This is a genomic window from Microbacterium daqui (genome assembly GCF_050408675.1).
GTDB lineage: Bacteria > Actinomycetota > Actinomycetes > Actinomycetales > Microbacteriaceae > Microbacterium.
Genome location: NZ_JBNTKF010000017.1, coordinates 1 through 24,539, shown reverse-complemented (window position 1 = coordinate 24,539; position 24,539 = coordinate 1). Strand labels below are relative to the sequence as shown.

Below are 24,539 nucleotides of genomic sequence, written 5' to 3'. Positions count from 1 at the left end.
CCGGTGCTTCGCCGCGGACTCAGCCCCGTGGCGCCGCGACACCGAGGCTAGAACAGGGACTCGCCGTGGTACGTGGGTTGCACGTCGCGCGTGGGCGCCGGGGGAGTCGTCTCACGAGGCTTCATCGCTTCGGCGCGCATTTCGTTGGTGACTTCGCGGCGCATCCACCCGATGCGGAAGGCCTCGTTGTAGACGGGGGAGCACTTCAAGCACGACGTTGCGCGTGACGGCTTGCGGTGGCGGTAAACGGTGTGACCCGAGGGGCACATGCCTACCCAGGCAGCGAGTTCGCGCGCCGTCTCACCGGTGTGGCGAACGCCGCCGACGTAGCCCAGCTCGCGGGCGATGCTGAGCCAGCGGCGGTTGTGGCCCTCGCGGGGCCCGGCCAACGCGTGCGCAACTTCGTGCAACAGCGTCTGGTAGTTGTCTTCGTCATCAAAGCGCGCGGCAAGGTATCGAGACACCGTGATGCGCTTGCGCGTGAAATCACACAGACCGGCGCGCACCTTCGCGTGGTCAAACGCAAATGTCCACGTCGAATCGAGGTGCTGGGCAATGAGGGCCTCGGCCCACACCCTTACGCGATCGAGATCTGACACACCTTGAGCCTACGCCGGAGTTCAGACACCAGCTCGATGGGCTGTGGAAACTGAAATCGTGTAGTGCGGTTGCGTCTCGTCTTCGTCGCCAAAATCCAGAGTGTCGGGGTCGTTGCGTAGCGCCGCCTCAGCGGCCGCCGCGGCCTGCTCTGACGCAATCGACACCGACACTTCGTCGGCGTGCTCGATCGACTCCCGCGCCAAACGACGCTCCACCGCGTCAATCGCCAAGAACGTGGTCTCCAGTTCCGCATCGTTCGCGCCCGCCTCCTGACGGAAGAACAGTGAACGCTTAAAGGCAGAACGCGCCGCCTCAAGAGCGCCCGCGTCAAAGTGCACCTTGCCCAGGTGCTGCATCGCGAACGCTGCGATGTTCGGCCACCCCTGGCCCTCAGCCTCGTTCGCGCACGTCACCAACTCCGCCTCAGCGGCAGCGAACGACGAACGCCAGTGCAACACCGACGCGTGCAGCACGCGAGCGCGCAACAGATCTTTGCGGGTGCCAGCCATCCGCGCCAACCGCACCGATTGTTCCGATACCTTCAGCGCATCGTCGAGCTCGCCCAGCATCTTCAGCAGAAACACCTGTTCGAGAAGCGCAGCCAGCGAGCGCTGCTCGGCAATCTGATCGAGCCGCTCGCGGCACTCGGCCAGGTCGACGCGCTCGCGAAGGGTGTCTCGGTCATACCCAAGAATGAGGCTCATGAAATCTCCCTGCGACGGCGATGAATACAGTCTGCCCCGGGATTTCTGCGAATCAAGTCGGGCACGCCGCCCTGCAAGCGATCCATAGGTTAGCGGTCGAAAAGCGACTTCGATGGTGCCGGTGAGGCCACCGCGTCGGCGTCAGTGACGATGGCGGAACCACGATAAAAGGTGCGCGCATCGGCACCGGCAAGAAGCTGGGCGGGGTGGGGCCCGGCGGCAAGCAACCGCGGCAACCATTCGGTCGGCAACTCGGTGGCCGACGCCGCCATGACGAGGTTGCCGAAGCGGCGTCCCTTCAACACTTGCGCCTCAGCGAGCACCGCGACGTGCGGCAGTACCGACTGAATCGTCGCGAGCTGACCGCGGGCAAACGCGAGCCCGGGAGCATCAGCAACGTTGACGAGCAAAACACCATCGGCGCGCAACAGAGCCGCGGCCTCACGATAAAACTCGACCGACGTGAGGTGCGCCGGCGTGCGAGCGCCCGAATACACGTCACTCACCACGAGATCAACGTCACTCGTCATCGACGCGGGCAACCGCGAGAGCCCCGCACGCGCATCGCCAATGCGCACGCGCACCTGCGCATCACGAGCGAGCGGCAGGTTCTCCCGCACCAAGTCCCACAGCGGCTGCTCAAGCTCAATCACCTGCTGGCGCGAACCCGGCCGGGTCGCCGCGATGTACCGCGGCACGGTTAGCGCGCCACCGCCCAAATGCACGGCCGAAATCGGTGCCCGCTTCTCACGAAACACGTCAATCACCGCGCCCATGCGCGCGATGTATTCAAAGTGCAGATGGGTCGGGTCGGCCAGGTCAACGTGCGATTGTGGCGTCTCGCCGACCACCAACTCGAACCCAGAAACGTACGGCGAGACGATCACCTGCGCCGTGGTTCCGTCACTCAAAACGGCAGACGGAACCTGCGCTTCGTGACGCTGACGGCCCACTATGCGCTCACATCGCGGGGTGCGGAAGTTCCGCGGCGCACCGAAATTGTGAGGCCGCGGCGGGTGAGCGCGGCGGCGGTCACACCATCGCCGTCGATGAGTTCGCCCGAGAACGAACCGTCGTAAATGCGTCCGCACCCGCACGACGGGCTGCGGTCTTGCAAAATTGCGTGCGTCGCGCCGAGCGCCACCGCGGCGTCGGCGACGCGCTCGGCACCGGCAACGAATTCAGCGGTGACATCATCCCCGGTGTTGGTGACGACGCGCGCGGCGCCGTCGAGAACAGCGGAACCATCACCGCCGACAATTTCGGCTGCGGGCCTGGGGGTGGGCAAGTCGCCCAAGACCTCGGCGCACAGCGGAATCATCTCGCCCCGCTGCACGGCCGCAACGACCTCAGCATCTGGCTTCGCACGCCCGTCGTAGCGGCACGCGGCACCGGCCAAACAGGCCGACACTATCGTGCGGGTCGTCTCGGTCATTGCGCTTGCCTCCTGCATCCAGCCTACGCCGGGGCAGAATAGGCATATGACGCGTCAACTTGAGGCGGGATCGGTCGTTGTTATTACCGGTGCCGGCATGGGCATGGGCGAGCTCTATGCGCATCGTGCGGTCGCTGCGGGTGCCGCTGGTGTCGCACTATGGGATATCAACCGCGAACAGGTCGAACGCGTGGCCGCTGACATCGAAAAGCGCGGCGTCACGGCACGCGCCTATGTCGTGAACATCGCTGATCGTGACGCGGTCGCCAAGACCGCTGAGCAGACGCTCGCCGACTTCGGCCGCGTCGACGCGCTCATCAACAACGCGGGCATCGTGCGCGGCAAACGCTTTTGGGAGCACGACGCGGAGCACGACATCGAGCTCACGATGCAGGTCAACGCGCTCGCGCCGATGTGGATCACGCGCGCCTTCCTGCCCATCATGATGAAGCGCGGCCACCGCGCTCGCATCCTCAACATCGCGTCAGCCGCCGGCACACTCGCGAACCCTGGCATGAGCGTTTACGCGTCAAGCAAGTGGGCGATGATCGGGTGGAGCGAATCGCTGCGCCTCGAGCTGCAGGCCGACAACCACCCGCAGATCACCGTCACCACCTTCTGCCCGAGCTACATTTCGACCGGCATGTTCGCCGGTGCGCGCGGCCCGCTGCTCACCCCGATCATGACGCCCGACAGGGCCGTCACCGCGGCGTGGAACGGCATGATGGCGGGCACCCCGATGGTCACGAAGCCGTGGACGGTGAAGTTCGCCATGGCGCTGCGCGGCGTGCTCCCGACCCGCGCGTGGGACGCCGTCGCCGGCCGCGTTTTCCGCGTCTACTCGTCGATGGAAAAGTTCACGGGCCGCCCGGGCGACAACTAAACCTGCTTGTCCTGCTTCGGGATCCACACCTGCTGAATCACGATCAAGATTGCCGCGGCTATCGGAATCGCGATGAACGCGCCCAACAGGCGATCATTGGCGCGTTCGCGGTGCAGGCGCAACAGCTCATTTCCGGCCCGGCCGTCGTCGTCGCGCTCGTGCTCGCCGTGGCCACGCTCATCGTGAGCGCTGGTGGAATGATTGTGCGCAACGCGACACCGCGCGATATCGCGGCTGCTTAAAACTGAGAGAGTCCCCGAACCCACCCTCGTTACTCACTCGACGCCCGGTAATGCGGGGTGCGTTGTACGCGGTGACGTGTCTTGGTGCTGGGCATGCCCGGTGAGGGGAGAAGCGCCCGCGCTCCATGGACAGTGGTCGATTTTCCCGTCGACCGCGGGTTGGCATCCGCCGTGAGTAACTACCTGCTGTCTCAGTCTTCGATGAGCTCACTCGTCCAGTTGGCCTCCTGAATCTGGCTGTCAAGCTCACGCAGTTGCTGTGCCACAGCGTCGATCTCCTTGCGGAGAGTCGGTACGTCGATCGCGACAATCTGGCGTAGCTCAGAACGCATCTGGCGGTGGTAGTCGACCCCACTGATGGCCGACTGCGCGGCACCGCTCAGCACGCTGTGCCGCAGCTTCAGCATGTCGCGCGCGGCGAGGGCGGAAGTCATGGAACGGCCGTCTTTCAGCACAAGCGACGAGTTCGTCATGTTGATCGCGGCGATCAACGACTGCAATCGGTCGATCGTTTCACCCGCTTCGGCGAGGAGTTCGGTGGCGTTTTCTGAGGGTTCTTCGCCCTCCTGGAAACGCACGTTTGCGTGAATTCTTTCGCGCAATTGCGCGACCCGCTTCTGCAGATCGCCGCGGAGGGAGAGGGCTTCAGCCAAACGCATATGGTTCCTTTCGATGCCGCTGTGTGCCTAGTGAAACATGATTCAGCTGGCGAAGAAAGCCCCGACGGAACCAACAGAGCGCTTGGCTAGGTGCTGCTCATATGCGCACGGCATAGTCCCGTAGCCGCGCGCAAGCGCGAGGACTCAGTTTGACATTGAGTGACCAATATCGTCATAATCTGCACATGACTAACAACGCATTTCCTGTGTCCGCCCTGGAGGCGAACGGGACGACTGGCATGATGATGGCCGGTCGCGTTGCTATGTATTCGCGAATGTGTCGCTAAACCAGTAGCCCTTCGCCTGGTTCATCCTCGGTCAATTCACCTGAGTTTGTATGAACCCCCGCGTTCGCTCACTGCCCCCACCAGGGAAATGTGTGTGTCGATCGCGTACACCGGTCACCAGACCACAAACTTTCATCATCTGAGATCGACGTCCTCGTCGTCGTCTCCACCCCTCAAGGATTTTCCTCATGTCGAACGCAACCCTTCTCGCCCCCGTTCAGACCGCTCGTCCCGCTACGTCGATTGCCCGCCCGGTCACCCCGGCCGCTCGCGCCGCGGCCCCGGCACACACCGCACCCGCTCCGGTAGCTACTCGTCCTGAGCCCGCCGTTCCCGCTGGTTCCGCCGCTCGCGGCTTCGCTCTCTACGTCGGTATCGACGAGCAGAAGGCCGCTCAGGCTGGCGTCTCGCTCGGCATTCTGGTCGACGCACTGCGCCGCACCCTCGCTGACCTCGCTCCCGCCGCTCAGACCTACGCCACTGTCGCGCTCGCCCCGGTTGCTGCCGGCGGCCGTGACGTTGATGTGGTGCGCCTCGCTCTGCACGAGCCGAGCGCTGTTGCTCGCACTCGCCCGGAGCCCGTTGACGAAGACCTCGCGAGTCGCGTGATCGTTGACATTTCGCGCAAGCGCGTGCTGATTGACGGCGAATCGGCGAACTTTACCTACAAGGAGTTCGAACTGCTGCAGTACCTCGTGCTGCGCGAGGGCCGCACGATCGACCGCGCCGAGCTGGTCTCGTCGCTGTGGTCGGCCGGATCCGAAGATGAGGCTCCCGGCGAGCGCACGATCGACGTTCACGTTCGTCGCCTGCGCGCCAAGCTCGGTCGCTACGAAGACATTGTGCGTACGGTTCGCGGCATCGGATACCGCTTCGACCGCCACGCTGACGTTGTTATTCGCTACGGCACCGGCACCCCCTCGCCCGACCGCTTCTAAGCTCTCCCGTACGTCTGCCGCCCGACCATTGCGGTTGATGTCGGTGCTTGGGGTTAGTGTTGCCGCATGACCAGTTCGGCATCGACAATTCGTGCGCGCCCAGCGCATGTGCGTCGACGAGCCGCACCCCTGGTTCCGGCTGCCGCCACCTCCCGCATCGATAGCGTCTATCGGCCGCAGTTTCCGCTCGATTTTCGACGCGTTGCCGGTATCCATCGGCGTGGATTCACCGATCCGACGATGCGGTGGGAGAACGACGTGCTGTGGCGCGCGGTGCGCACGCCCGAGGGCGTCGGAGCCATTGCGCTGCGGCAAGAACAGGGTGCGATTCGCGCGTCTGCGTGGGGAGAAGGCGCCGCATGGCTGATTGACCAGGTACCAGCGCTGTGCGGTGCTCATGACGACGACGCCGGGTTTGATACCTCCCGACACCCGCTGATCGCCGACGCTGCGCGGCATAACCCTGGTTTGCGCATTGGGCGGTCAGATCTGTTGGCTGACGCGCTGATCAGCGCGATTCTTGAACAAAAGGTGACCGCGATTCAGGCTTTTCATGCCTGGCGCGATTTGATCTACTGGCACGGTGAACGTGCCCCCGGCCCGCGGCGACTCTGGGTCGCGCCGGCGCTTGCGACCTGGCGCACCATTCCCTCGTGGGACTGGCACCGTGCCGGTGTCGAGCCGCCGCAATCGCGTGCCGCCGTGACGGCCGCGGCGAGTGGCCTGCAGGAGCGGTTGTTTGCCGCCGCTGACGGTGCTGAGCGTGAGCGCCTGTTGACGACGGTGCGCGGTATTGGCGTCTGGACCGCAGCCGAAGTGCGTATTCGCACCTTTGGTGACCCCGACGCCGTAAGTTTTGGCGACTTCCACCTCGCACACGAAGTCGGCTACGCCCTCACCGGGAGCCGCGTAGACGATGACGGCATGCGCGAACTGTTAGAGCCGTGGGCCGGGCAGCGGCAGCGGGTCATTCGCCTCATCTTTGCTAGCGGTGTCATCGAGCCGCGACGAGCTCCGCGCCTGCACCCGGAGGATCATCGCGACCGCTAGCCACGTGATCTCCGAGTGCTGACCACGTCGTTTTCGCCTTACGGGGCCGACGGCCGCGTACGCTGAGGGCATGTCTCCCCGCATGGTCAGCGTCCTCATCTTCGTCGCCGTGGTGTGCGGCGGCGTGCTGTTTGGCGCGATTTTGCAGAACGTCTTACTCGGACTCGTGCTTGGCCTCTTGCTCGCGACCGGTTATGCATTGGCGCGTGCGTCATGGAAGCGTCGCGACGCCGGAATTTACGACGAAGACGACAACGGCGCCCAGGTTTAGGCACGGCATGAGAGCAGTCGCGCGTCAAGCGATGTGTGACCCTCGTGTTTCCGGGGGTTTCGCGGGTTTGCGGCGCGCTCAAATGGCAATGTCGGTGGCCCCTCCTAGCGTGGGGTTATGCGAATCCTGCACACCTCTGACTGGCACATCGGGCGCTCCTTCCACGGGCACTCGACGCTGAGCGCGCTCGCAGAGGTGCTGCAGGCGATGGTGCTGCAGGTGCGCGAGCACGAGGTCGATGTCGTGCTGGTCTCTGGCGACATTTTCGACTCGGCAACGCCGTCTGCTGATTGCTACACGCTACTCACCGACACGCTGGCCGAGCTGGCAGACGCCGGCGCGCAGGTCATTGTCACGAGCGGCAACCACGATTCGGCGGCCCGTCTCGGCTTTCAGTCCGGGCTGTTGCGGCCGGGCATCTACGTGCGCACCGATCCGCTACACCTTGACGACCCCATTACCCTCACCGACGATTTTGGTGAGGTCGATGTGTACCCGATTCCCTATCTTGAGCCGGCTAGTGTGCGCCACCTGTGGGAGGGCGTCGAGCTTCGCAAGCAGGTCGACACACTCACCCACGCAATGAGCCTCGTTCACCGTCATCGTGCCGAACGTGCGGCTGACGGAACCACGGTGCGCTCCGTTGTCATGGCACACTGCTTCGCAGCGGGTGTTGAAGCGACTCCCGGCGTTGAACGCGAGGTCCGTCAGGGCGGCGTCGACATGGTTCCGGTTTCGGTCTTCGACGGCGTTGACTACACCGCCCTCGGCCACATCCATGGCCGCCAAGAGCTACGTGAGGGCGTTCGCTACGCTGGCGCGCCGCTGCACTACAGCTTTGGCGAGCAACATAAGCCGCGCGGGTCGTGGCTCGTGACGCTCGACGCTGACGGGTTTGCCCGTGCCGATTGGCTTGATCTGCCGGTGCCTCGTCGCCTCGTGACGCTGCGCGGCACGCTTGATGAGCTTCTGAACGATGAGCGCTTTGCCGACGACGAAGCTGCGTGGGTGTGTGCGGAGTACACCGACGCGACCCCGCAGCGTGACCCGATGCGGCGCTTGCGCGAGCGGTACGAGCACTGTGCCCTCGTGCTGCATAAGCCGGAGGGCGTCGTTGCCGCGGAGAAGAAAACGTACGGCGAACGTCTGCAGCGGGCGGTGACTGATATCGAGCGCATCGAGGTTTTTCTCGCTGACGTGCGCAACGGCGAAGGGGCAAGCAGCGCCGAGCAGGAGATTCTGCAGTCGATGATCGACGAGCGCGTCCTCGCCGAGGCTCGCGCGTGAAGCTACATCGCCTCGAGATTGAGGGTTTCGGTCCGTTCCTGCGCCGGCAGGTCATCGATTTTGACGAGTATGACGCCGACGGACTCTTCCTGATCTCCGGCAAAACCGGTGCGGGCAAGTCGAGCCTGCTCGATGCGGTGTGCTTTGCGCTGTACGCCTCCGTGCCGCGCTACAACAGCTCTGGCGGCAAGCGGGTGCGTAGCGATCATGCGTTGCCCGACGATCCGTCCGAAGTGTCGCTGACCTTCTCGACGGGGAAGGCCACCTACCGGGTGACGCGCTCGCCGGAATATGAACGCCCGAAGCAGCGTGGCGGCGGCATGACAACACAGGCTTCTACCGTCCAACTCGACCGGTGGGACGGCAAGCAGTGGGTTGGTTTGGCCTCGCGCGCCGTTGACGCAGCCCATCAGCTCGCCGAGATCTTGCAGCTCAACAAAGAGCAATTTCTGCAGGTCATCCTGTTGGCCCAAAACCGGTTCGCACAGTTTCTCCTGGCCGACAGCAATGTGCGCCAGGGCCTGTTGCGCACGCTTTTCGGCACGCGCCGCTTCGAGGACTACCAGCGCCAACTCAACGAGCGACGCAAAACCAGCGAACAGACGATGGCGGCCGCACGCGCGCGCCTGCTTGACCGGCTGAGCGACGCCGAAAAGCTCGTTGAAACGCACGGCTGGGGTGACCAGCATGTTGTCGTGTCTGATGCCGAGGCATCTAGTCTCGGCAACACGAGTGACGTGAGCGACGACGCGAGCGCGGGTGAAACAGGTGACAGCGTTGGCGCGGGCGACGTGAATGACAACGCTGATGCGCCCGAGCAGTTCGGTGAAACTGCTCCGAACCCTGCTCACATCGACACCACGCTCCTTCCAGTCGCGGAGCGCCTCGAGCATCTGCACCGGGCCCGAGAGCGTGGCGACTATCGCGTGCAGACGACGATCGATGCCGCTGATCGCGCTGACGCCGCACGCATCGCAACGGCTTCCGAAGCCGCGACGAAACGCACGCAACGCGAGCACCAAACGCGTCGCGACACAACGCGCGCCGAACTGGTGCGTCTCGAGGAGCGCGCCCTCGCGATTGCCGCAGACCGCGCCGAGCTCGCCGCGGCACGCGAAGCCCAGACCGTGATGAGTAGCATCGCCGCTGCAACGCGCGATGCGTTGGCTGCGACGAACGCTGCTGAGAAGGTCGCCGCCGCACGTGAGCGTTGGGGCGCTTATGCGCCGACCGATTCGCCGGCGCTGTCGCTCCCCGAACTTCGCGCCCTCGTTGACGACCGCACAACGACCCTCGGTGCCTTGGCCAGTGCCGCCGCGCTAGAACAGGCGATCAGTCAGCACGAAGCGGCGGCTGCGGCAGCCGTGCAAGCGCTGGCCGACGCAGAATCGGCGCGGGCGAGCCTGCGTGAAGAAGCCGACCGCATTCCCACCGAGCTCGCGGCCCTCGACGTCACTTTTGCACAGCTCCAGACCCGCATTGATCGCCTCGACGACCTGCGCATGAACCAAACCGCCCTCGCAATTCAGCTCGGTGCGGCTCAGCAACTGGCGGGTCACGAGAAAGAACACGAGCGGGCGTTACACGCCGCTGCCGAGGCCAACAAAGCTGCGCGGTCGAGCGCCGATGCGCTCGATGCGCTGTACCAGCGCAAGCTCGAAGGCTCCGCCTCCGAGCTTGCGGCCACCCTCACCGACGATTCGCCGTGCCCGGTTTGTGGTTCCACTGCGCACCCGCAGCCCGCGCCGACCCTCGTCGACCCGGTCACCGATGCCGATCTAGCCGCGGTTACCGCCGAGCGCGACGCGCGTCAACGCGAAGCGACGGCGGCGTCAGAAGCCGAGCAACGGGCCGCGACCGCTCTTGCCCAAATGATGGCTGCCGCGGGCGGGCAAAGCCTGGAGAGTCTGATCGAGGCCGAGCAGAAGCTTGCCGACGACATCGCCGACGCCGAAGCCGCGCAGACCGAGCGCGACAAAGCCACGGGGGTGCGNCCTGGAGAGTCTGATCGAGGCCGAGCAGAAGCTTGCCGACGACATCGCCGACGCCGAAGCCGCGCAGACCGAGCGCGACAAAGCCACGGGGGTGCGAGACGAACTACGTGAGCGCGAAAGGACGATGGCCGCGGCCATCGAAGCCGCCAGCGCAACGGTTGCAACCGCGCTCGCGCAGCGCGCGGCCGCGGAAGAAAAGGTGCGCGCCGCAACCGACGTCATCGCGGCCGCGCGCGACGAGTGGGAGTCTGTCGTCGCACGCATCGCGGCGATCACCGCAGAGCGCGACACCGCGCAGGTTTTGGTGACGGCGCTCGATGACGCCGAGCGCGCTGACGCCGTCGTCGTTGCATCACGCACGGCACAGGAAACAGCTCTCAAGGCAACGACATTTGCCACCGCTGAAGCGGCGCAAGAGGCATCACGGTCTGCCGATCAGATCGCCGCGCTCGATGCCCGCATCGCGGAGCACGACATCGCCGTGCGCTCCGCCAAAGCCACACTCATGGAGCTCGAGCTCGAAGTATTGCCAGACGAACCGATCGACGTTGACTCGGCTGTCGCCGTCGCCGAGGCCGCACAACAGGAATGGGCGCGAATCGGCAGCGAACTCACCGCGCTTAGGGGTGCTGTTGCTGCTCTTACCGAGCGCACGGCCGCCGCCAAAGAAGAGCAAGCCAGCCAAGAAGAAGCACTCATTGCGCACGAGACCATCGTGCGCCTTGCCGACACGGTGAGCGGACACGAGCCAAACACCAAACGCATGTCGCTCGAGACCTTCATTTTGGCTGCGGAGCTCGAAGAGATCGTCGCCACCGCGAATGTACGCCTCGCCGATATGTCGAACGGGCGCTACCGCCTGCAACACAGCGACGAACGCGTCGGCAACGCCGCCGCGGGCCTGGGCATCAACATCTTTGACACGTTTACGTCAAAGGCGCGCCCGGCGCATTCGCTATCGGGCGGTGAAACGTTTCTCGCATCCCTCGCTCTCGCACTCGGCCTTGCCGAGGTCGTGACGAACCGCGCCGGAGGCGTGCGCCTCGACACCCTGTTCATCGATGAAGGGTTTGGTTCGCTCGACCCCGAAACGTTACAGACCGCGATGCAGACCCTTGATGAGCTGCGCTCGGGTGGGCGCACGGTCGGCATCATCAGTCACGTCGAGGCGATGAAGGAAGAGATTCCTGCGCAGCTCCGCGTTGAGGTTGCCTCCGACGGGTCCAGCGACATCATCACGCGCTAGGCGAACGTTCTGCTGGCGGCCAGCCACAACCCCTACGCTGAAATCATGAAGAGCACAGCCGGAACCATCATTGCCGTCGTCATCGCGGTTATCGTCGCGGCCGTCCTCGTGAACGTGCTGTTCAGCGTGATGTGGTTCGTCGCCAAAATCGTCGTGATCGCGATTGTCGCCCTCATCGTTTACGGCGTCATGCGCTCGTTCTTCAGCAACAGCAAAGAGTAGCCTGCACGACTCACGCAGCGATGTCGGCGGCCCCCGGTAACGTGAGGGGCAGGAGGCAACATGCGAATCAGTGACGGCCGGGTTATCTGGAGTGCGACAGACCTGAAGAAGGCGGCCGATTGCGAGTTCGCCTGGGCTCGCGGTATCGACGCGAAGCTGGGGCGCATTGCCGCCGTCGTTGAGCCAGAAGACGAGATGATGCAGCGCGCCATCACCCTCGGTCTCTCCCACGAGCACGCCGTGCTCGAACGCTACCGCTCGCATTACGGCAACGGTGTCGTTGAACTCGCGACTGTCGGCCCGACCGACCACGATGCGCTCGCGACGGCGCTCGACGAAACCGTGAAGGCGCTCCATTCTGACGCGCGCGTGCTGTACCAGGGCGCGTTCGCTCACGATGACTTCATCGGTTTCGCCGACTTCATGGTGCAGACCGACGCCGGCTGGCTCGTGCAAGACACGAAGCTGGCCCGCACCGCCCGCGTCACCGCCCTCATGCAGCTCGCCGCCTACGTCGACCAGCTTCGCCGCCTCGGCGTGCCGACCGATCCGACTGTCGAGCTCATCCTCGGTGACGGCGAAATCAGCACGCACCACATTGACGACCTCATGCCGGTCTTCGAACTCCGACGCGAGCGCATCCGCCAGCTCATCGCCGACCGGGCGGTGACTGAAACGCAAGCGCCCCTCGCCTGGAATGACGAGCGGGGCGACCTCGGCATCATCGCGTGCGGCCGCTGCGCGACGTGCGAATCCGAAGTCATTGCTCACCGCGACCTCCTGCTTGTTGCCGGCATGCGTCCGGTGCACCGTCGTCTCCTCCGGGCGGCGGGTATCGAGACGATTGACGCGCTGGGTGCCGCCGAAGCCGCACCAGAGGGCATGAACCTCGATGTGTTCGCCTCCCTGCGTTTGCAGGCTCAGCTCCAGTTGCGCAGCCCCGCCGGCGTACCGTCGCTCGACGCCTCCGCAGACCCGCACGCGGTTCCGGAGTACGAAGTCGTGATGGCTCCCGCCCTCAGCAGCCTGCCCCGCCCCAACGCGGGCGATATCTTCTTCGACTTTGAAGGCGACCCGCTGCACACCGAGGGCGACGGCACCATGTGGGGCATCGACTACCTGTTCGGCTGGGTCGATGTCAGCGAAACGTACACGGCACTGTGGGCGCACACGTTTGAAGATGAAAAGCGCGCGCTGTTGACGTTCCTTGACGCGGTCGCTGCGATGCGCCAGGCCAACCCGGGCATGCACATCTACCATTACGCGCCGTACGAGACGAGTCACCTGACCGCGATGGCCGCGCGCTACGGGGTGGGCGAGGCAGCGGTTGACACGCTGCTACGCGATGGCGTTTTCGTTGACCTCTATCCGATCGTCAAGCGTGCGGTGCGTGTTGGCTCCCGGTCGTATTCGATCAAAAAGCTCGAGCCGCTCTACATGGGCGACATGGTGCGCACCGAAGACGTGCAAAACGGTGGCGACTCGATTGGTCGCTATGTTGAGGCGCGCACCCTCGCAGCCGATGGTCACCACGATGAGGCCGATGTCATTTTGCAAGACCTCGCCGACTACAACAAGTATGACTGCGTCTCCACTCGACGCTTGCGTGATTGGCTCATTGAGCGTGCGATCGAGGCGGGCCGTCCGCCCGCGCCTGAGGAAGAGCCGGAGGAACGCCCGTACCAAGCGTCGCCGCTCGCGACGGCGCTGCAGGCCATCGCCGTCGACTATTCCGCGCCCGAGCAGGCCGGCCGCTCGCAGTCGCTACGCCTTGCTGCCGCCGCAATCGACTACTACCCGCGCGAAAGCAAAACCTTCTGGGCCGAGCATTTCCTGCGGCTGCGCGAAGTGCTGTCGGTGTGGGAGGGCCAGCGCAACGTTGTCGCGATCGACCCGCACAGCTCGGTCGTGCTCGATGACTGGTCGGTGCCTGACGGCTCCTACTCGATGCGCCGTGTCGTGCACGTGCGCGGTGCGGTGTCACCCGGCAGCACGATCAAAGTGGGCTCGAACCCCTACCTGATCTATGAGCGCCCGAGCCCCTTCACCCCGAAGCGACTCTCGCACCGCTGGCTCAACGTGGCGCACACCGCGACGGTCATCGATGAGGTGCCCGACGGCTTTATCATCGAAGAAAAGGCGCTCGACGGCCAAACGTGGAGTGCCTTGCCCATCGCACTGACCGAACCGGCACCGCCCAGCGCCGGCGCGCAACAGGGCGCGATTGACGAGTGGGCACAGAAGCTCATTTCGCATGAAGCGACCGCGGTTGAGTTCCGCGACCCGGCGTGGGATCTCCTGGTGCGCCGCGAGCCGCGCACCCTGGGTGGTGCGGTCGACGGCACCACAATTCACACGGTCGACAAGGTCGACGCAATTGTCTCTGCGGTCTCGGCCCTCGACCATAGCTACCTCGCGGTGCAGGGCCCTCCCGGCACCGGCAAAACCTACGTCGCCTCGCGCGTTATCGAAAAGCTGGTGCGCGAAAAGAACTACCGCATCGGCGTCGTCGCACAGTCGCACGCGGTCGTCGACAACGTTCTTGATCGCGTCGTTGAGGCGGGCGTTCCGAAAGACCAGGTCGGTAAGTCGTCACCAAACGCGGTCGATGATGCCGCCTTCACTCGCGTCGTGAAGCGCAAAATGGGCGACTTCGTCGAAAAGAACAGCTCGAAAGGCTTTGTAGTCGGCGGAACAGCGTGGGATTTCGCGAATGCGTCGCGCCTGGCTCGCGCATCACTTGATCTGCTCGTGATCGATGAGGCTGGGCAGTTCTCACTCGCGTCCACAATCGCCTGTTCGGTCGTCGCGAACCGGCTCCTCCTGCTCGGTGACCCACAACAGCTACCGCAGGTCAGCCAGGGCACACACCCCGAACCCGTCGACACCTCGGCGCTCGGCTGGCTCATGGGCGAGAGCGACGTGCTCGCGCCCGAGTTTGGGTTCTTCTTGGAGCGCAGTTGGCGCATGCACCCTGAGGTCGCGGCGGCGGTGTCAGAGCTCAGCTACGACGGCAAACTACAAGCCCACCAAGCGGCGGCCCTGCGCAGCATCGACGGCATCACGCCCGGCATCCATCCGGTTGCGCTGCCGCACCGCGGCAACACGTCGCACTCGCCAGAAGAGGCCGACGAAGTGGTGCGCATCGTCGAAAACCTCCTCGGCCGCACGTGGCACCCGGGGGAGGGCGAACAACCGCGCCCGCTCATGCAGGCTGACATCATCATCGTCACGCCCTACAACGCTCAGCAGCAGACGGTGAGGGAGGCATTGGCGGCATATCCCGACATCCGAGTCGGAACCGTCGACAAGTTCCAAGGGCAAGAAGCGGCCGTCTCGATCACGTCGTTGGCCGCCTCCACGGCACGTGATGCGCCGCGCGGCCTGGAGTTCTTACTCCTCGAAAACCGCATGAACGTTGCCGTCTCGCGCGCGCAGTGCGCGGCCTACGTCGTGTACTCGCCGTGGCTGCTCGACGACCTGCCGTACACGCCCGCCGGGGTGCGCCGGCTGTCAGCATTTGCGCGCCTCATGCAAGCGGGTATCTCATCAAGCGGAAGCCGAGAGCCGAGCCCCGAAGTATCGCTCGTAGACTGAATCGGTGCCTTCGCGAGGAGAAGCACGCGGAGAAGGAGCAACATGTCGCTGGAGACGCATAAGTGGCGTGCCTACTGGGTAGGTGTCTCGATCGCCGCCGTCACGATCCTCGACATGACGAAGGTCAACACGGCGCTCCCGGCGCTCGAGACGGCGCTGGGTGCGACCTCAACCGAACTGCAGATCATTGTGGCCGGTTACGTGCTGACGTTCGGTCTTGCCCTCGTGCCCGCCGGACGCATCGGCGACCAGCGTTCCCGCAAATTGCTCTTCCTGATCGGTCTCATCGTCTACACCGGCATGAGCATGGTCGCGGGATTCGCGGGCGACGCGACGACGCTCCTCATCGCGCGACTGCTGCAGGGTGTGGGCGCCGGCATCCAGATGCCGCAGGTTCTCGGCACGGTGCAAGAACTCTTCCAGGGTAAAGAGCGCGGCAAGGCGTTCGGTCTCTTCGGAGCCACGGTCGGCCTCGCGACAGCCTTTGGCCCCGGCCTTGGCGGTCTGGCAATCGAACTGGGCGGTCCGGTCGACGGCTGGCGCTGGATCTTCTGGATGAACCTCCCGCTTGGTCTCCTCCTTATCCTCGGCGTCATCCTGTTCATTCCGTCAGCAAAGGGTAAGCCTCGCGAGACTCTCAGCCTGGACCCGATCGGCATCGCGCTGTTCGCGACCACCGTGATCGCACTCATGTGGCCGTTCCTTTTCACGACGGGCTCCGAGGCCGACGACCCCGCACGCTGGTGGTTGCTCGTTGTCTTCGCCGTGGGGCTCGCCGCCTTCATTTGGTGGGAGAGTCGGTACGCACGCACCGGTCGTGCGCCGCTGGTTCCGCTCTCACTCTTCCGCAAACGCTCATTCCGCAACGGGCTCATGGTGGGCACGCTGTACTTTGCGGGCCTCCCGCCAATGTTCTTGCTCATCACGATCTTCATGCAGCAGGGCCTCGGCATGACGGCGCTCATCGCGGGGCTCATCACGACCGGCTTCGCCCTCTCGAGCGCCTATGCCAGCTGGTGGGCGGGGGCGCGCATTCACACCATTGGGGCGAAACTCATCGTCACCGGCATGATCGTCGTGCTCGGCATCATGGTGGCGATGGCGGCGGCCGCGACCTTCTTGCCGCACGCCTGGCTTCCCGCGATTGTCGCCGGCCTGCTGTTCATCGGCGGTATCGGCGGTGGCCTCGTGGTGTCGGCCAACCAAACGTTACTGCTCGAAGACGTCGCTGTGCGTGAGGGTGGGCTCGCTGGCTCCGTCGCGCAGCTCGGCCAACGCATCGGCAATGCGATCGGTACCGCCGTCGCGCTGTCGATCTACTACGCCACGCTGTCTCGCGAGGCGACCTCGGTGCCTGCGGAGCAGGTTCCGTTCGACGCCCTGCGCCTCGGCCTCGTCGCTGTCGCTCTCCTTATCGCGCTCGCCCTCATCGTCGCGGTCGTTGACTTGCGCGGCCGCGGCAACGCAGACGACCTGATCTCGCGTGCCTCAGAATAGCGAAGGCACCGCGTAGGCTGAGGGCATGGGGACGGGCACGAGCCGATTTCGCGCACTGGTGCGTGACGCCGACGGGAAGCGCCGAGCGTGGGCGGCTCCTGTTCCCTGGATCGTGGGAACGTCAGCGGCGGCGGCCATTGGTATCGCCGGACTCTTTGGGGGCCTGGCCCCGGTGCAAGAAACCGTGCTGGAGGGCGACGAAACGACCGTCGTCGATGCCGGTGTTGCAACCATCGGAGTCGAGAAGGCGTTGATCTTCGATGAAGCTGAAGCGTTGAATGTCACCCTCACACCCGACGAAGATTTGCTACTTCTGCGCGTGCGCGTAACCAGTACCTTTGACGAGCCGGTGTTCGCGAACTCGCTTTTCGCGACCACGATTCAGCTCGACACCCCGGGCGGTGTCGACGCCGAGCCCGCGAAGAAACAAATTCTGCGGGTGCCCGAACTCTCCACGAGTCCGATTCTCCTTCAGCGTCTTGACACAACCGAGACGCCTTCGGTCGTATTGCAGCCCAACGTTCCGACCACGCTCGCGGTCGGGTTTGTCATTCCCCGCGCCGACAATGACCTTACCGAAATTCACCTGCAGATCGACAAAATCACGACGTTTCAATTCACGTTTCTCGGTGATGGCGAAGACCACGGCTACAACTCCGAAGGTCGCGTCGCGATGCTCACGCTTCCTGTCATCTACGACGAGTTGACGCCATGAAACGGTTCGGAATCTGGGTCGCTGGTGCCGCCATGATTGCGGCCGCGTGGGGAGCCACGCTCCTGGTGCCGGCGTCGACCGCGTGGCGCACCCCGTACGTCACCGCCATCGAGATCGGTGAAGTCGCCACCTCTGGCAACCTCACAATCGAGGTACACGACGTTTATTTCGCCGATGAACTCGTCGATTCACAACCCACCGGTGTCTGGACGGGCGCCGGCAACTTTCTGGTACTCGACATCTCCGCCCAGGTGCGTGCCGATGAGTCGCTCAACGTTTTTGTCACACGTACGGCGATCCTAAACGGCGACGAGTACTGGCCTACCGAGCGCGTCTACACTCAGTTGTCGTTGGCGCCGCTGTCGGCGGCGATGGCAACGCGCGGAACCATTGTGTATGAATTGCCGCCGGAGGTGCGAAGCGGAACCATTCAGGTGCAGTTGGGCACGGGGGATGCGAAGCAAGCGGGGCAAGTCACGGAGCTTGAGATCACGCTCGACGATGTCGACGTGCGCGACAGCGTGCGCTTGGAGAAGGCGCGATGGGAGCCCTCGCTATGAGTTGGTTTCGCGCGCACTTGCCCGCCCTCGCTCTCGCGACCGGCGGTGCCATCGTGCTTGCTGGTTCCGTCTACTTCTTAGACGTCGTACCGCGCATGCCGCTGCATCAAACCACGCGCGTTGCTGATGCGGGCGCGCCCATCGAGCTCGATGATCTCGAGTTGAGCGACCCGACGCTTTCGGCCCGCGACGACGAGGGACACTTGCCCGACGGCGTTCAACTGTATGCCGTTGATATCGACTATGCGCCGATGCCGGAGTATGACGGGGTGTCGTGCATTGCGGTGAGCCTCGTTGAGCTTGACGGTGAGCATCGCGTTTTCGAAGCCATGAAGGATTGGGAGCTGGCGAGCGCCCTCGGCGACTACCCGACCGACTGCATATCATCATTCGATGGCGCCCCGGGAACTGCGCGAATCAGCTTTGTGCTACCCGAAGAGCACGGTGAAATGTCGATGATTCTGAGCGTTCCGTACGGCGAACGCGTTCAGGTTTCGCTTGGCGACTGAGCCGCTTCCGCTTTCGCCGCTTCCTCCTCGGCCTGGGCGACGTTATCGTTAACGGTCGTGGTCAGCACGGTGTCGTACGCTGCTGACACGAGTGCCGAGCGCAATGGTTCCGAAATTGCAAGTGCCAGCGGCCACGTGATCGCGGTCACCCAGTACATAACGTCGGGACTGAGCGGGCCCAGCATGCGAAGCAGGCCGACGTCGAGCCAGGCGGCACCCAGCACCCACAGTTGGTAGAGCAGCACGTATCCGCCGAGAACCAATGGGCCTGCGCGCAGCGCCATCGATAACGCCTTGCCGATCGTCGCGAGTCGGCCCTTGGTATCACCCGCCACCTTGTCGACCGCGAACGTGACGCCCTCGCGCACGGTCTGGTTTACGCGCCCATACCGGCTCTTCACGCGGGTGAGCGCCGAAACCTGAGCGGCGAGGGGGCGGGCTGCGACCGCTTGCCCGTACACAACGCCGGCGACGGTGAGCCACGCGAGGGGAGCGCCGATGAGGCCAGCGACCGCGCCGATCACCGCGACGAAGGCTTCCCACACCGCAGCGACGGGCGGCAGGGTCGCGGCGAACCAATCGCCGATGCCGAACAACCACGCGAACGCGGTGCGGTCTTCCAACCAGGCACTCGCCCCATTCACGAGTTCCCGAATCACCCGCACCGACAAGAACACCCACACCACTTCGAGATACACAGAAGCCAGACGCGTCCATGCTGGCAGGGTTTTTTCGAAGCGCTTCGCGAGCGCACGCAGCGCAAAAGCGGCGACAGCAATCACAACGATGAGCACGTTGATGTCGAGTTCAGCCCGTTCAAACGCCGTTTCAGTGCCGCCAGCGAGCGCCGACGTGAGCGTCCAGTCGCGCTGAATCGTCGCCGACACCTGAATGATCGAGCGCATGTCTTCGTTGAGGTAGCCGGTGGCGTAGTAGAACGCGAAAAACGGCAGAATCGCCATCAGGATTGCGTTGATGAGTGCGGTGCGACGCTCGGCACGGGGCGCGGAACCAGGGGGCACCATCGCAGAAAGTGACGGCAGCGCGTCGCGCACGATGAGCAACATCACGACGTAGCTGATGAGTCGCGCCAAAATCGGCAGCGGATGCACAAACATGCCCCAAAATTCGCTCGCTGCTGTCACGAGCCCCGCAAGGCGGATCAGCAGAAAGTGTGCGGCGGCACCCGCGAGATAGGCGGCCATGAGCTCGGGCCCGCGGCGCCACAGCACCGCCCCCATCGTGCGCGCGACCGTCAACATGCCTTAACGGTAATGCCGAGCGCGAAATCACCCGAGCCGAGAAACGCGAAACCGGAACCATCCGCGCCGACGCGCATGATGGTTCCGGTTTCGCAGAAAAAGTCTTAGACGGTTCCGTACAAACGGTCGCCAGCGTCGCCGAGGCCCGGCACGATGTAGCCGAGTTCGTTGAGGCGCTCGTCGAGCGCGCCGAGTACGAGCGTGACGTCGCGGTCGCCGACCTGCTTCTCAATAGCGGCGACACCTTCGGGAGCGCCGAGGATGCAGACGGCGGTGACGTCTTGTGCGCCGCGCTGGAAGAGGAAGTCGATCGCTGCACCGAGCGAACCACCGGTGGCGAGCATCGGGTCGAGCACGAAGCACTGGCGGTCGCTGAGGTCTTCGGGCAGGCGCTCGGCGTACGTAGTCGGCTCGAAGGTCTCTTCGTCGCGCGCCATGCCGAGGAAGCCCACCTCAGCGGTCGGGATGAGCTTGACCATGCCATCGAGCATGCCGAGGCCGGCGCGCAAAATCGGTACGACGAGCGGGCGAGGCTCCGAGATACGCACACCGGTGGTCGTGGTGACCGGGGTCTGAATCTCATACGGCTCGACGCGCACATTGCGCGTTGCCTCATACGCCAGCAGCGTCATGAGCTCTTCCGTCAGCTGACGAAAGACGGGCGAAGGCGTCCGCTTGTCGCGAAGTACCGTGAGCTTGTGGGTGATCAAGGGGTGATCGGCGACGTGAACACGCATAGATTCAGAATAACGTCTCTCCGTGCTGTGTGCGGAGTCGGTGCGCATCGGGCGGGGCTCGGCTCGATTAGGGTTCACATATGAGCACGACCGATGAGGCGATGACCGCGGCGCTCGCGTTGGCGCGTGAAGCGGCTGATGCGGGGGAGATCCCGGTGGGGGCTGTCGTGCTTTCGGCTTCTGGTGAGAGGCTCGGTGCGGGGCGAAACCGCCGCGAAGAAACGACCGACCCGACGGCACACGCCGAGGTCGTGGCGCTGCGGGAAGCTGCGCTTGCGACCGGCTCCTGGAACCTCAGCGGAACCACGTTGGTCGTCACGATGGAACCATGCGTCATGTGCGCGGGTGCGATTTTGCAGTCGCGCGTATCGCGCGTCGTGTTTGGTGCGTGGGATGACAAGGCCGGAGCCGCAGGGTCGCTCTACGACGTGTTGCGCGATCGGCGCCTGCCGTACCGTGCCGAAGTGATCGGCGGGGTACGTGAAGACGAAGCCGTCTCGCTACTGCGCGACTTTTTCGAAGCGCGCCGGTAGGTTCCGACTCTCTGCTGCTGTCGGTTTCGGGGCCTGCCCGTGGGTCCGGCTCGCCGCAGCGGCGCTTAGTGCGTGACGGCGGCCGGGTTTGCGCCGCCCTCGTTGAACGAGGGCTTCTTGCCGAAGATCTTCGCGATCAGCAGCACGATGCCGACGACCAGGAGGCCGACCGCGAGGCCAGCGATCGCGGAGACGAGGGTGTCGCCGAACCAGACGACGACAGCGCCGAGCGGGGCGAGGAAGTCGGCGACCGCGTGCAGCATGTCGGCGGGGAGGTGCCAGCCGACTTCGCCGAGGTTCGCAAGCACGAGGTGGCCACCGACCCAGAGCATGGCGACGGTTCCGATGATGGAGATCGTGCGGAACACGGCGGGCATCGAACGCACGATGCGGGTGCCGGTGTGGCGTACGCGCTTTTCGTTGTTCTTCGCCATCTTCAGACCAATGTCGTCGAGCTTGACGAGCAGGGCTACGGCGCCGTAGACGACGCCCGTCATGAGCAGCGCGATAACCGAGAGCACCGCGAGGGTCATGCCCATACCCATGCCCTTGTCGAGGCTTGCGAGCGAGATCAGCATGATTTCGGTCGAGAGGATGAGGTCGGTGCGCACGGCGCCGAGCACGAGCTTCTTCTCGTCGCGCGCCTCTTGCTCTTCGTGGCCGTGGCCAAAACCGAACCACTCGAGAACTTTTTCTGCGCCCTCAAAGCACAGGTAGGTTCCACCGATGATCAGCAGGAATGGCAGAACCTGAGGTGCCCACGCAGTCAGCATGAGTGCGATCGGAATGATGATCACAAACTTGTTGACGATCGAGCCAAGCGCGATTTTGCCAACAACTGGCAGTTCGCGTGCGGGGGTGAGCCCGTGTACGTACTGCGGTGTCACAGCGGCATCGTCAATGACAACACCTGCGGTTTTGGCCGAAGCCTTCATCGCCGCGCTCAGAATGTCATCGACAACTGCGAGCAAACCGACCGACATGGGTCCCCCTTTAAGTTTTGAGCGGGTTTAGCCTAGCGGTCGTTCGATGTGAGTTTTCTTAATCGGCCGACTTCAACACGATGGCTTCGGTCGGCGGGCCGCCCACCGGAACATATGCGATGCGGTGCAGGAGAGCAGCACGGAAGTCTTCCGGCTCCTCCAGGTGCGGTGCGTGGCCGACGCCCTCGAATACGAGTTCGGTGACGTGACCGCCGGCCTCGACGTAGGCGTTCAGCACGTCGCGGGTCTGGCTCACCATCTCCTGCGCGGGAGCCACGTCGTCGCCCGGCCATTCCGGGATGACGCCGAGCTTGCCGAGGTTGTTGATATCGAAAAGCGAGTTGTCGCTGACGATGATATCTTCGTCGCCGCGCACCCACAGAATTCCGGGCTTGTTTTCGAGGTCAACGATCGAGGAGACGTTGAAGTACTGCGGCGCCATCGCGTTGAGCACACCGATTTCACCGGGGGCGAAGCCGGGCCAGTTGTCTGAGGCTTTCATGTCGCCGGGGTAGTTGCCCTCAGCGGTGGAGGTGGTCAGCATCGACTCGACCCAGTGGTCTTCGTTAACGCTGTGGAAGTCGGTCGCGATGTAAGAGGCGCGGAAGACGCTGCGCGGCGACGTCGGTGCTTCGTCGGTCGTGTCTTTCGCTTCGAGACGCGCGACGAAATCGGGGTTTGCGCCGCCAGCGCCGGTTCCGGCGTCATCGTCGGTGAGGCGAGAACCATCACGGCGGGTGCCGCCGAAGCCGTACGGCGAGACGGGCGACTCGAGCGTGAGCGAGAGCGTTGGGTAATCGAGGGCGTACTGCATGATGACGCCACCACCCATCGACCAACCCACGAGGTGAGCAGTCTCAAGGCCGAGCGTTTCGAGCACCGAGTGCAGGTCGTCGGAGAAGTCACGGAGGCCGCGGGTCGCGTCAACCGGGAGCGAGTCAGAGTTGCCGAAGCCGCGGAGATCAACCGCGATCACGCGAAGGTCGCGGGGGAGGGCGAGCATCGCAACCTGCCAGAACTCAGCAGACGACACGTTGCCGTGAACAAAAACGATGGTGCGGTCAGCCGAAGCGTTGGCATCGTCGGTAGCGCGCTCAAGAATTCCGGCGTTCAGGCGCGGAGTTTCGACGATGCGTGCAGTGATTCCGTCAAAGAGTGTCATGTTCCCTCATTGTCGCCGTCGTTCGCGGGGCGCAACTTCGCACCTCTTCAGCCCATCGTAACGACCTTCTTGAGTGGTTCGTTGCCGTCTGCTGTGAAATGGTTGCGTGCTGTCGCCGCCCCAGCCATATCGGTGACGCGCTTCCCGCCCGCAACCTCGCCGATGGTTCCGGAACCTGAGCCGGTGGTTCCGCCCTCCTCCCTATGATGAAGGCATGACTGCTCCTGCGATTTCGATTCTTGGCGCCGGTTCTATGGGAGGCGCGATTCTGCGCGGCGTTGTCGCCAGTGGTTTACCTACCCGCTCACTGACGGTGACGAACCGCACGCCCGAGAAAGCCACCGAGCTGGCTGAGCTTGCCGGTGTGACGTCTGTTGCGCTGGCGGAGAATCCGCGGGGCAACCACGATGCCGTGGTTGATGCCGACATCGTGCTGATCGGAGTGAAGCCGGCGATGGTCGCTGATCTGCTACGCGACATTGCGTCGTCGCTGAAGCCGGGTGCGATTGTGGTGAGCCTGGCAGCCGGAACCACGCTGGCGACGATGGCGGCGGCGCTTGGTGAGGGGGCAAAGATTGTGCGAGTCATGCCGAACACTCCCGCGATTGTGCGCAAGGCCGTGACAGGGCTCGCCGCGAACGAACACTGTACGGCCGAAGACGTCGCCGCCGTGCGCCGCGTGTTCGAGGCGGTCGGAACCGTCATCACCACCGACGAAGACGGCATCGACCGGCTGTCAACGATTTCGGGCTCGGGCCCGGCGTACGTCTACTTCTTGATCGAGCAACTGACGCAGGCGGCGCTGCACCAGGGCTTTGCTTTGGCCGACGCGCGCGTCATGGCAGAGCAGACGTTCATTGGCGCCGCTAGCTTGCTCGAGGCATCGGGCGATGACCCGGCTGAGTTGCGCCGCCGTGTGACGAGCCCGAAGGGCACGACCGAGCAGGCGCTGTTTGTCATGCAAAATGCCGGCCTCGACTCGATGTTCATCACCGCCACCAACGCCGCCCTCGCCCGCGCCCGCGAACTCGCCGCCGGCGCCTAGGTGTACTGACCCGGATCGTTGTTGACGTAGGAGAGACCTCCGTAGTCGAGTTGGAGCTGTCTAGGTTCCCTCGAGTCCACGGAGGTCTCTCGTGTCTCACGCTAATGCCCGGCTGGCTCCG

General features: G+C 64.3%; 25 protein-coding genes. 16 read left to right on the top strand and 9 right to left on the bottom strand.

The features are described 5' to 3' along the window. Positions 1–47: 47 nt before the first annotated feature. The 4 genes from ACQUSY_RS10330 to ACQUSY_RS10315 all read right to left on the bottom strand — a co-directional run bounded on the left by ACQUSY_RS10330 (position 48) and on the right by ACQUSY_RS10315 (position 2,739). Positions 48–599 carry a SprT-like domain-containing protein gene (locus ACQUSY_RS10330; RefSeq protein WP_428904401.1) on the bottom strand — a complete coding sequence of 184 codons (552 nt, stop codon included), beginning with the start codon at positions 597–599 and terminating at the stop codon, positions 48–50. Between the two features lie 21 nt (positions 600–620). Further along, positions 621–1,304, bottom strand: a complete 684-nt coding sequence (locus tag ACQUSY_RS10325; protein WP_428904400.1) for a hypothetical protein — start codon at positions 1,302–1,304, stop codon at positions 621–623. Between the two features lie 89 nt (positions 1,305–1,393). After that, entirely contained in the window at positions 1,394–2,257 is an 864-nt protein-coding gene (locus tag ACQUSY_RS10320) for a spermidine synthase (protein WP_428904399.1), read from the bottom strand. After that, a complete protein-coding gene (locus tag ACQUSY_RS10315) occupies positions 2,257–2,739 on the bottom strand; it encodes a 2-thiouracil desulfurase family protein (protein WP_428904398.1) in 483 nt (160 codons plus the stop codon). The genes ACQUSY_RS10320 and ACQUSY_RS10315 overlap by 1 nt, the downstream gene beginning before the upstream one ends. 46 nt (positions 2,740–2,785) lie before the next feature. Here ACQUSY_RS10315 and ACQUSY_RS10310 point away from each other — a divergent pair, with 46 nt between their 5' ends. Beyond that, positions 2,786–3,622, top strand: a complete 837-nt coding sequence (locus ACQUSY_RS10310) for an SDR family oxidoreductase (RefSeq protein ID WP_428904397.1) — start codon at positions 2,786–2,788, stop codon at positions 3,620–3,622. Between the two features lie 110 nt (positions 3,623–3,732). Further along, positions 3,733–3,864: a hypothetical protein gene (locus tag ACQUSY_RS10305; protein ID WP_428904396.1), complete on the top strand. Its 132-nt coding sequence runs from the start codon at positions 3,733–3,735 to the stop codon at positions 3,862–3,864. 191 nt (positions 3,865–4,055) lie between these two features. Here the strand turns inward: ACQUSY_RS10305 and ACQUSY_RS10300 are convergent, their stop codons facing one another. After that, the gene (locus ACQUSY_RS10300) at positions 4,056–4,523 is read right to left on the bottom strand and encodes a DIP1984 family protein (RefSeq protein WP_428904395.1); all 468 of its coding nucleotides are present in this window, start codon (positions 4,521–4,523) and stop codon (positions 4,056–4,058) included. 475 nt (positions 4,524–4,998) lie between these two features. Here ACQUSY_RS10300 and ACQUSY_RS10295 point away from each other — a divergent pair, with 475 nt between their 5' ends. From ACQUSY_RS10295 to ACQUSY_RS10240, 12 genes are all read left to right on the top strand, one after another. Next, positions 4,999–5,748: a winged helix-turn-helix domain-containing protein gene (locus ACQUSY_RS10295; RefSeq protein WP_428904394.1), complete on the top strand. Its 750-nt coding sequence runs from the start codon at positions 4,999–5,001 to the stop codon at positions 5,746–5,748. A 66-nt stretch (positions 5,749–5,814) separates the two neighbouring features. Continuing rightward, positions 5,815–6,798 (top strand): DNA-3-methyladenine glycosylase family protein, encoded by a 984-nt coding sequence (locus ACQUSY_RS10290; RefSeq protein WP_428904393.1) that lies wholly within the window; start codon positions 5,815–5,817, stop codon positions 6,796–6,798. A 70-nt stretch (positions 6,799–6,868) separates the two neighbouring features. Next, a complete protein-coding gene (locus ACQUSY_RS10285; protein ID WP_428904392.1) occupies positions 6,869–7,069 on the top strand; it encodes a hypothetical protein in 201 nt (66 codons plus the stop codon). 117 nt (positions 7,070–7,186) lie between these two features. After that, complete coding sequence (locus ACQUSY_RS10280) at positions 7,187–8,356, top strand: exonuclease SbcCD subunit D (protein ID WP_428904391.1); 1,170 nt, start codon at positions 7,187–7,189, stop codon at positions 8,354–8,356. Beyond that, positions 8,353–10,461, top strand: coding sequence for an AAA family ATPase (locus tag ACQUSY_RS10275; RefSeq protein WP_428904390.1), 2,109 nt, complete (start codon positions 8,353–8,355; stop codon positions 10,459–10,461). Before ACQUSY_RS10280 ends, ACQUSY_RS10275 begins: the two co-directional genes overlap by 4 nt. A 13-nt stretch (positions 10,462–10,474) precedes the next feature. Next, the gene (locus ACQUSY_RS10270; RefSeq protein ID WP_428904389.1) at positions 10,475–11,596 is read left to right on the top strand and encodes an SbcC/MukB-like Walker B domain-containing protein; all 1,122 of its coding nucleotides are present in this window, start codon (positions 10,475–10,477) and stop codon (positions 11,594–11,596) included. A 45-nt stretch (positions 11,597–11,641) separates the two neighbouring features. Next, on the top strand, positions 11,642–11,818 hold the full coding sequence (locus tag ACQUSY_RS10265) for a hypothetical protein (protein WP_428904388.1): 177 nt from the start codon (positions 11,642–11,644) through the stop codon (positions 11,816–11,818). Positions 11,819–11,878: 60 nt separating this feature from the next. After that, a complete protein-coding gene (locus ACQUSY_RS10260; RefSeq protein ID WP_428904387.1) occupies positions 11,879–15,415 on the top strand; it encodes a TM0106 family RecB-like putative nuclease in 3,537 nt (1,178 codons plus the stop codon). A gap of 42 nt (positions 15,416–15,457) precedes the next feature. Then, entirely contained in the window at positions 15,458–16,912 is a 1,455-nt protein-coding gene (locus ACQUSY_RS10255) for an MFS transporter (protein WP_428904386.1), read from the top strand. Positions 16,913–16,937: 25 nt separating this feature from the next. Continuing rightward, positions 16,938–17,627 (top strand): hypothetical protein, encoded by a 690-nt coding sequence (locus tag ACQUSY_RS10250; protein WP_428904385.1) that lies wholly within the window; start codon positions 16,938–16,940, stop codon positions 17,625–17,627. Further along, a complete protein-coding gene (locus tag ACQUSY_RS10245) occupies positions 17,624–18,187 on the top strand; it encodes a DUF4352 domain-containing protein (RefSeq protein ID WP_428904384.1) in 564 nt (187 codons plus the stop codon). The genes ACQUSY_RS10250 and ACQUSY_RS10245 overlap by 4 nt, the downstream gene beginning before the upstream one ends. Then, positions 18,184–18,696, top strand: a complete 513-nt coding sequence (locus tag ACQUSY_RS10240; RefSeq protein ID WP_428904383.1) for a hypothetical protein — start codon at positions 18,184–18,186, stop codon at positions 18,694–18,696. Before ACQUSY_RS10245 ends, ACQUSY_RS10240 begins: the two co-directional genes overlap by 4 nt. On the opposite strand, the gene ACQUSY_RS10235 is transcribed toward ACQUSY_RS10240, so the two are convergent. Both ACQUSY_RS10235 and upp read right to left on the bottom strand, forming a co-directional pair. After that, complete coding sequence (locus tag ACQUSY_RS10235; RefSeq protein ID WP_428904382.1) at positions 18,675–19,958, bottom strand: hypothetical protein; 1,284 nt, start codon at positions 19,956–19,958, stop codon at positions 18,675–18,677. The two genes, ACQUSY_RS10240 and ACQUSY_RS10235, sit on opposite strands and share 22 nt — an antisense overlap. A gap of 104 nt (positions 19,959–20,062) precedes the next feature. Beyond that, positions 20,063–20,695 carry a uracil phosphoribosyltransferase gene (gene upp / locus ACQUSY_RS10230; protein ID WP_428904381.1) on the bottom strand — a complete coding sequence of 211 codons (633 nt, stop codon included), beginning with the start codon at positions 20,693–20,695 and terminating at the stop codon, positions 20,063–20,065. 80 nt (positions 20,696–20,775) lie between these two features. Here upp and tadA point away from each other — a divergent pair, with 80 nt between their 5' ends. Beyond that, positions 20,776–21,228, top strand: coding sequence for a tRNA adenosine(34) deaminase TadA (gene tadA / locus ACQUSY_RS10225; protein WP_428904380.1), 453 nt, complete (start codon positions 20,776–20,778; stop codon positions 21,226–21,228). Positions 21,229–21,293: 65 nt separating this feature from the next. On the opposite strand, the gene ACQUSY_RS10220 is transcribed toward tadA, so the two are convergent. Then, positions 21,294–22,211 carry a DUF808 domain-containing protein gene (locus ACQUSY_RS10220; protein WP_428904379.1) on the bottom strand — a complete coding sequence of 306 codons (918 nt, stop codon included), beginning with the start codon at positions 22,209–22,211 and terminating at the stop codon, positions 21,294–21,296. A gap of 58 nt (positions 22,212–22,269) precedes the next feature. Then, positions 22,270–23,373, bottom strand: coding sequence for an alpha/beta fold hydrolase (locus ACQUSY_RS10215; protein WP_428904378.1), 1,104 nt, complete (start codon positions 23,371–23,373; stop codon positions 22,270–22,272). Positions 23,374–23,587: 214 nt separating this feature from the next. Here ACQUSY_RS10215 and proC point away from each other — a divergent pair, with 214 nt between their 5' ends. Then, positions 23,588–24,418, top strand: coding sequence for a pyrroline-5-carboxylate reductase (gene proC, locus ACQUSY_RS10210; RefSeq protein WP_428904377.1), 831 nt, complete (start codon positions 23,588–23,590; stop codon positions 24,416–24,418). Positions 24,419–24,539 lie beyond the last annotated feature (121 nt).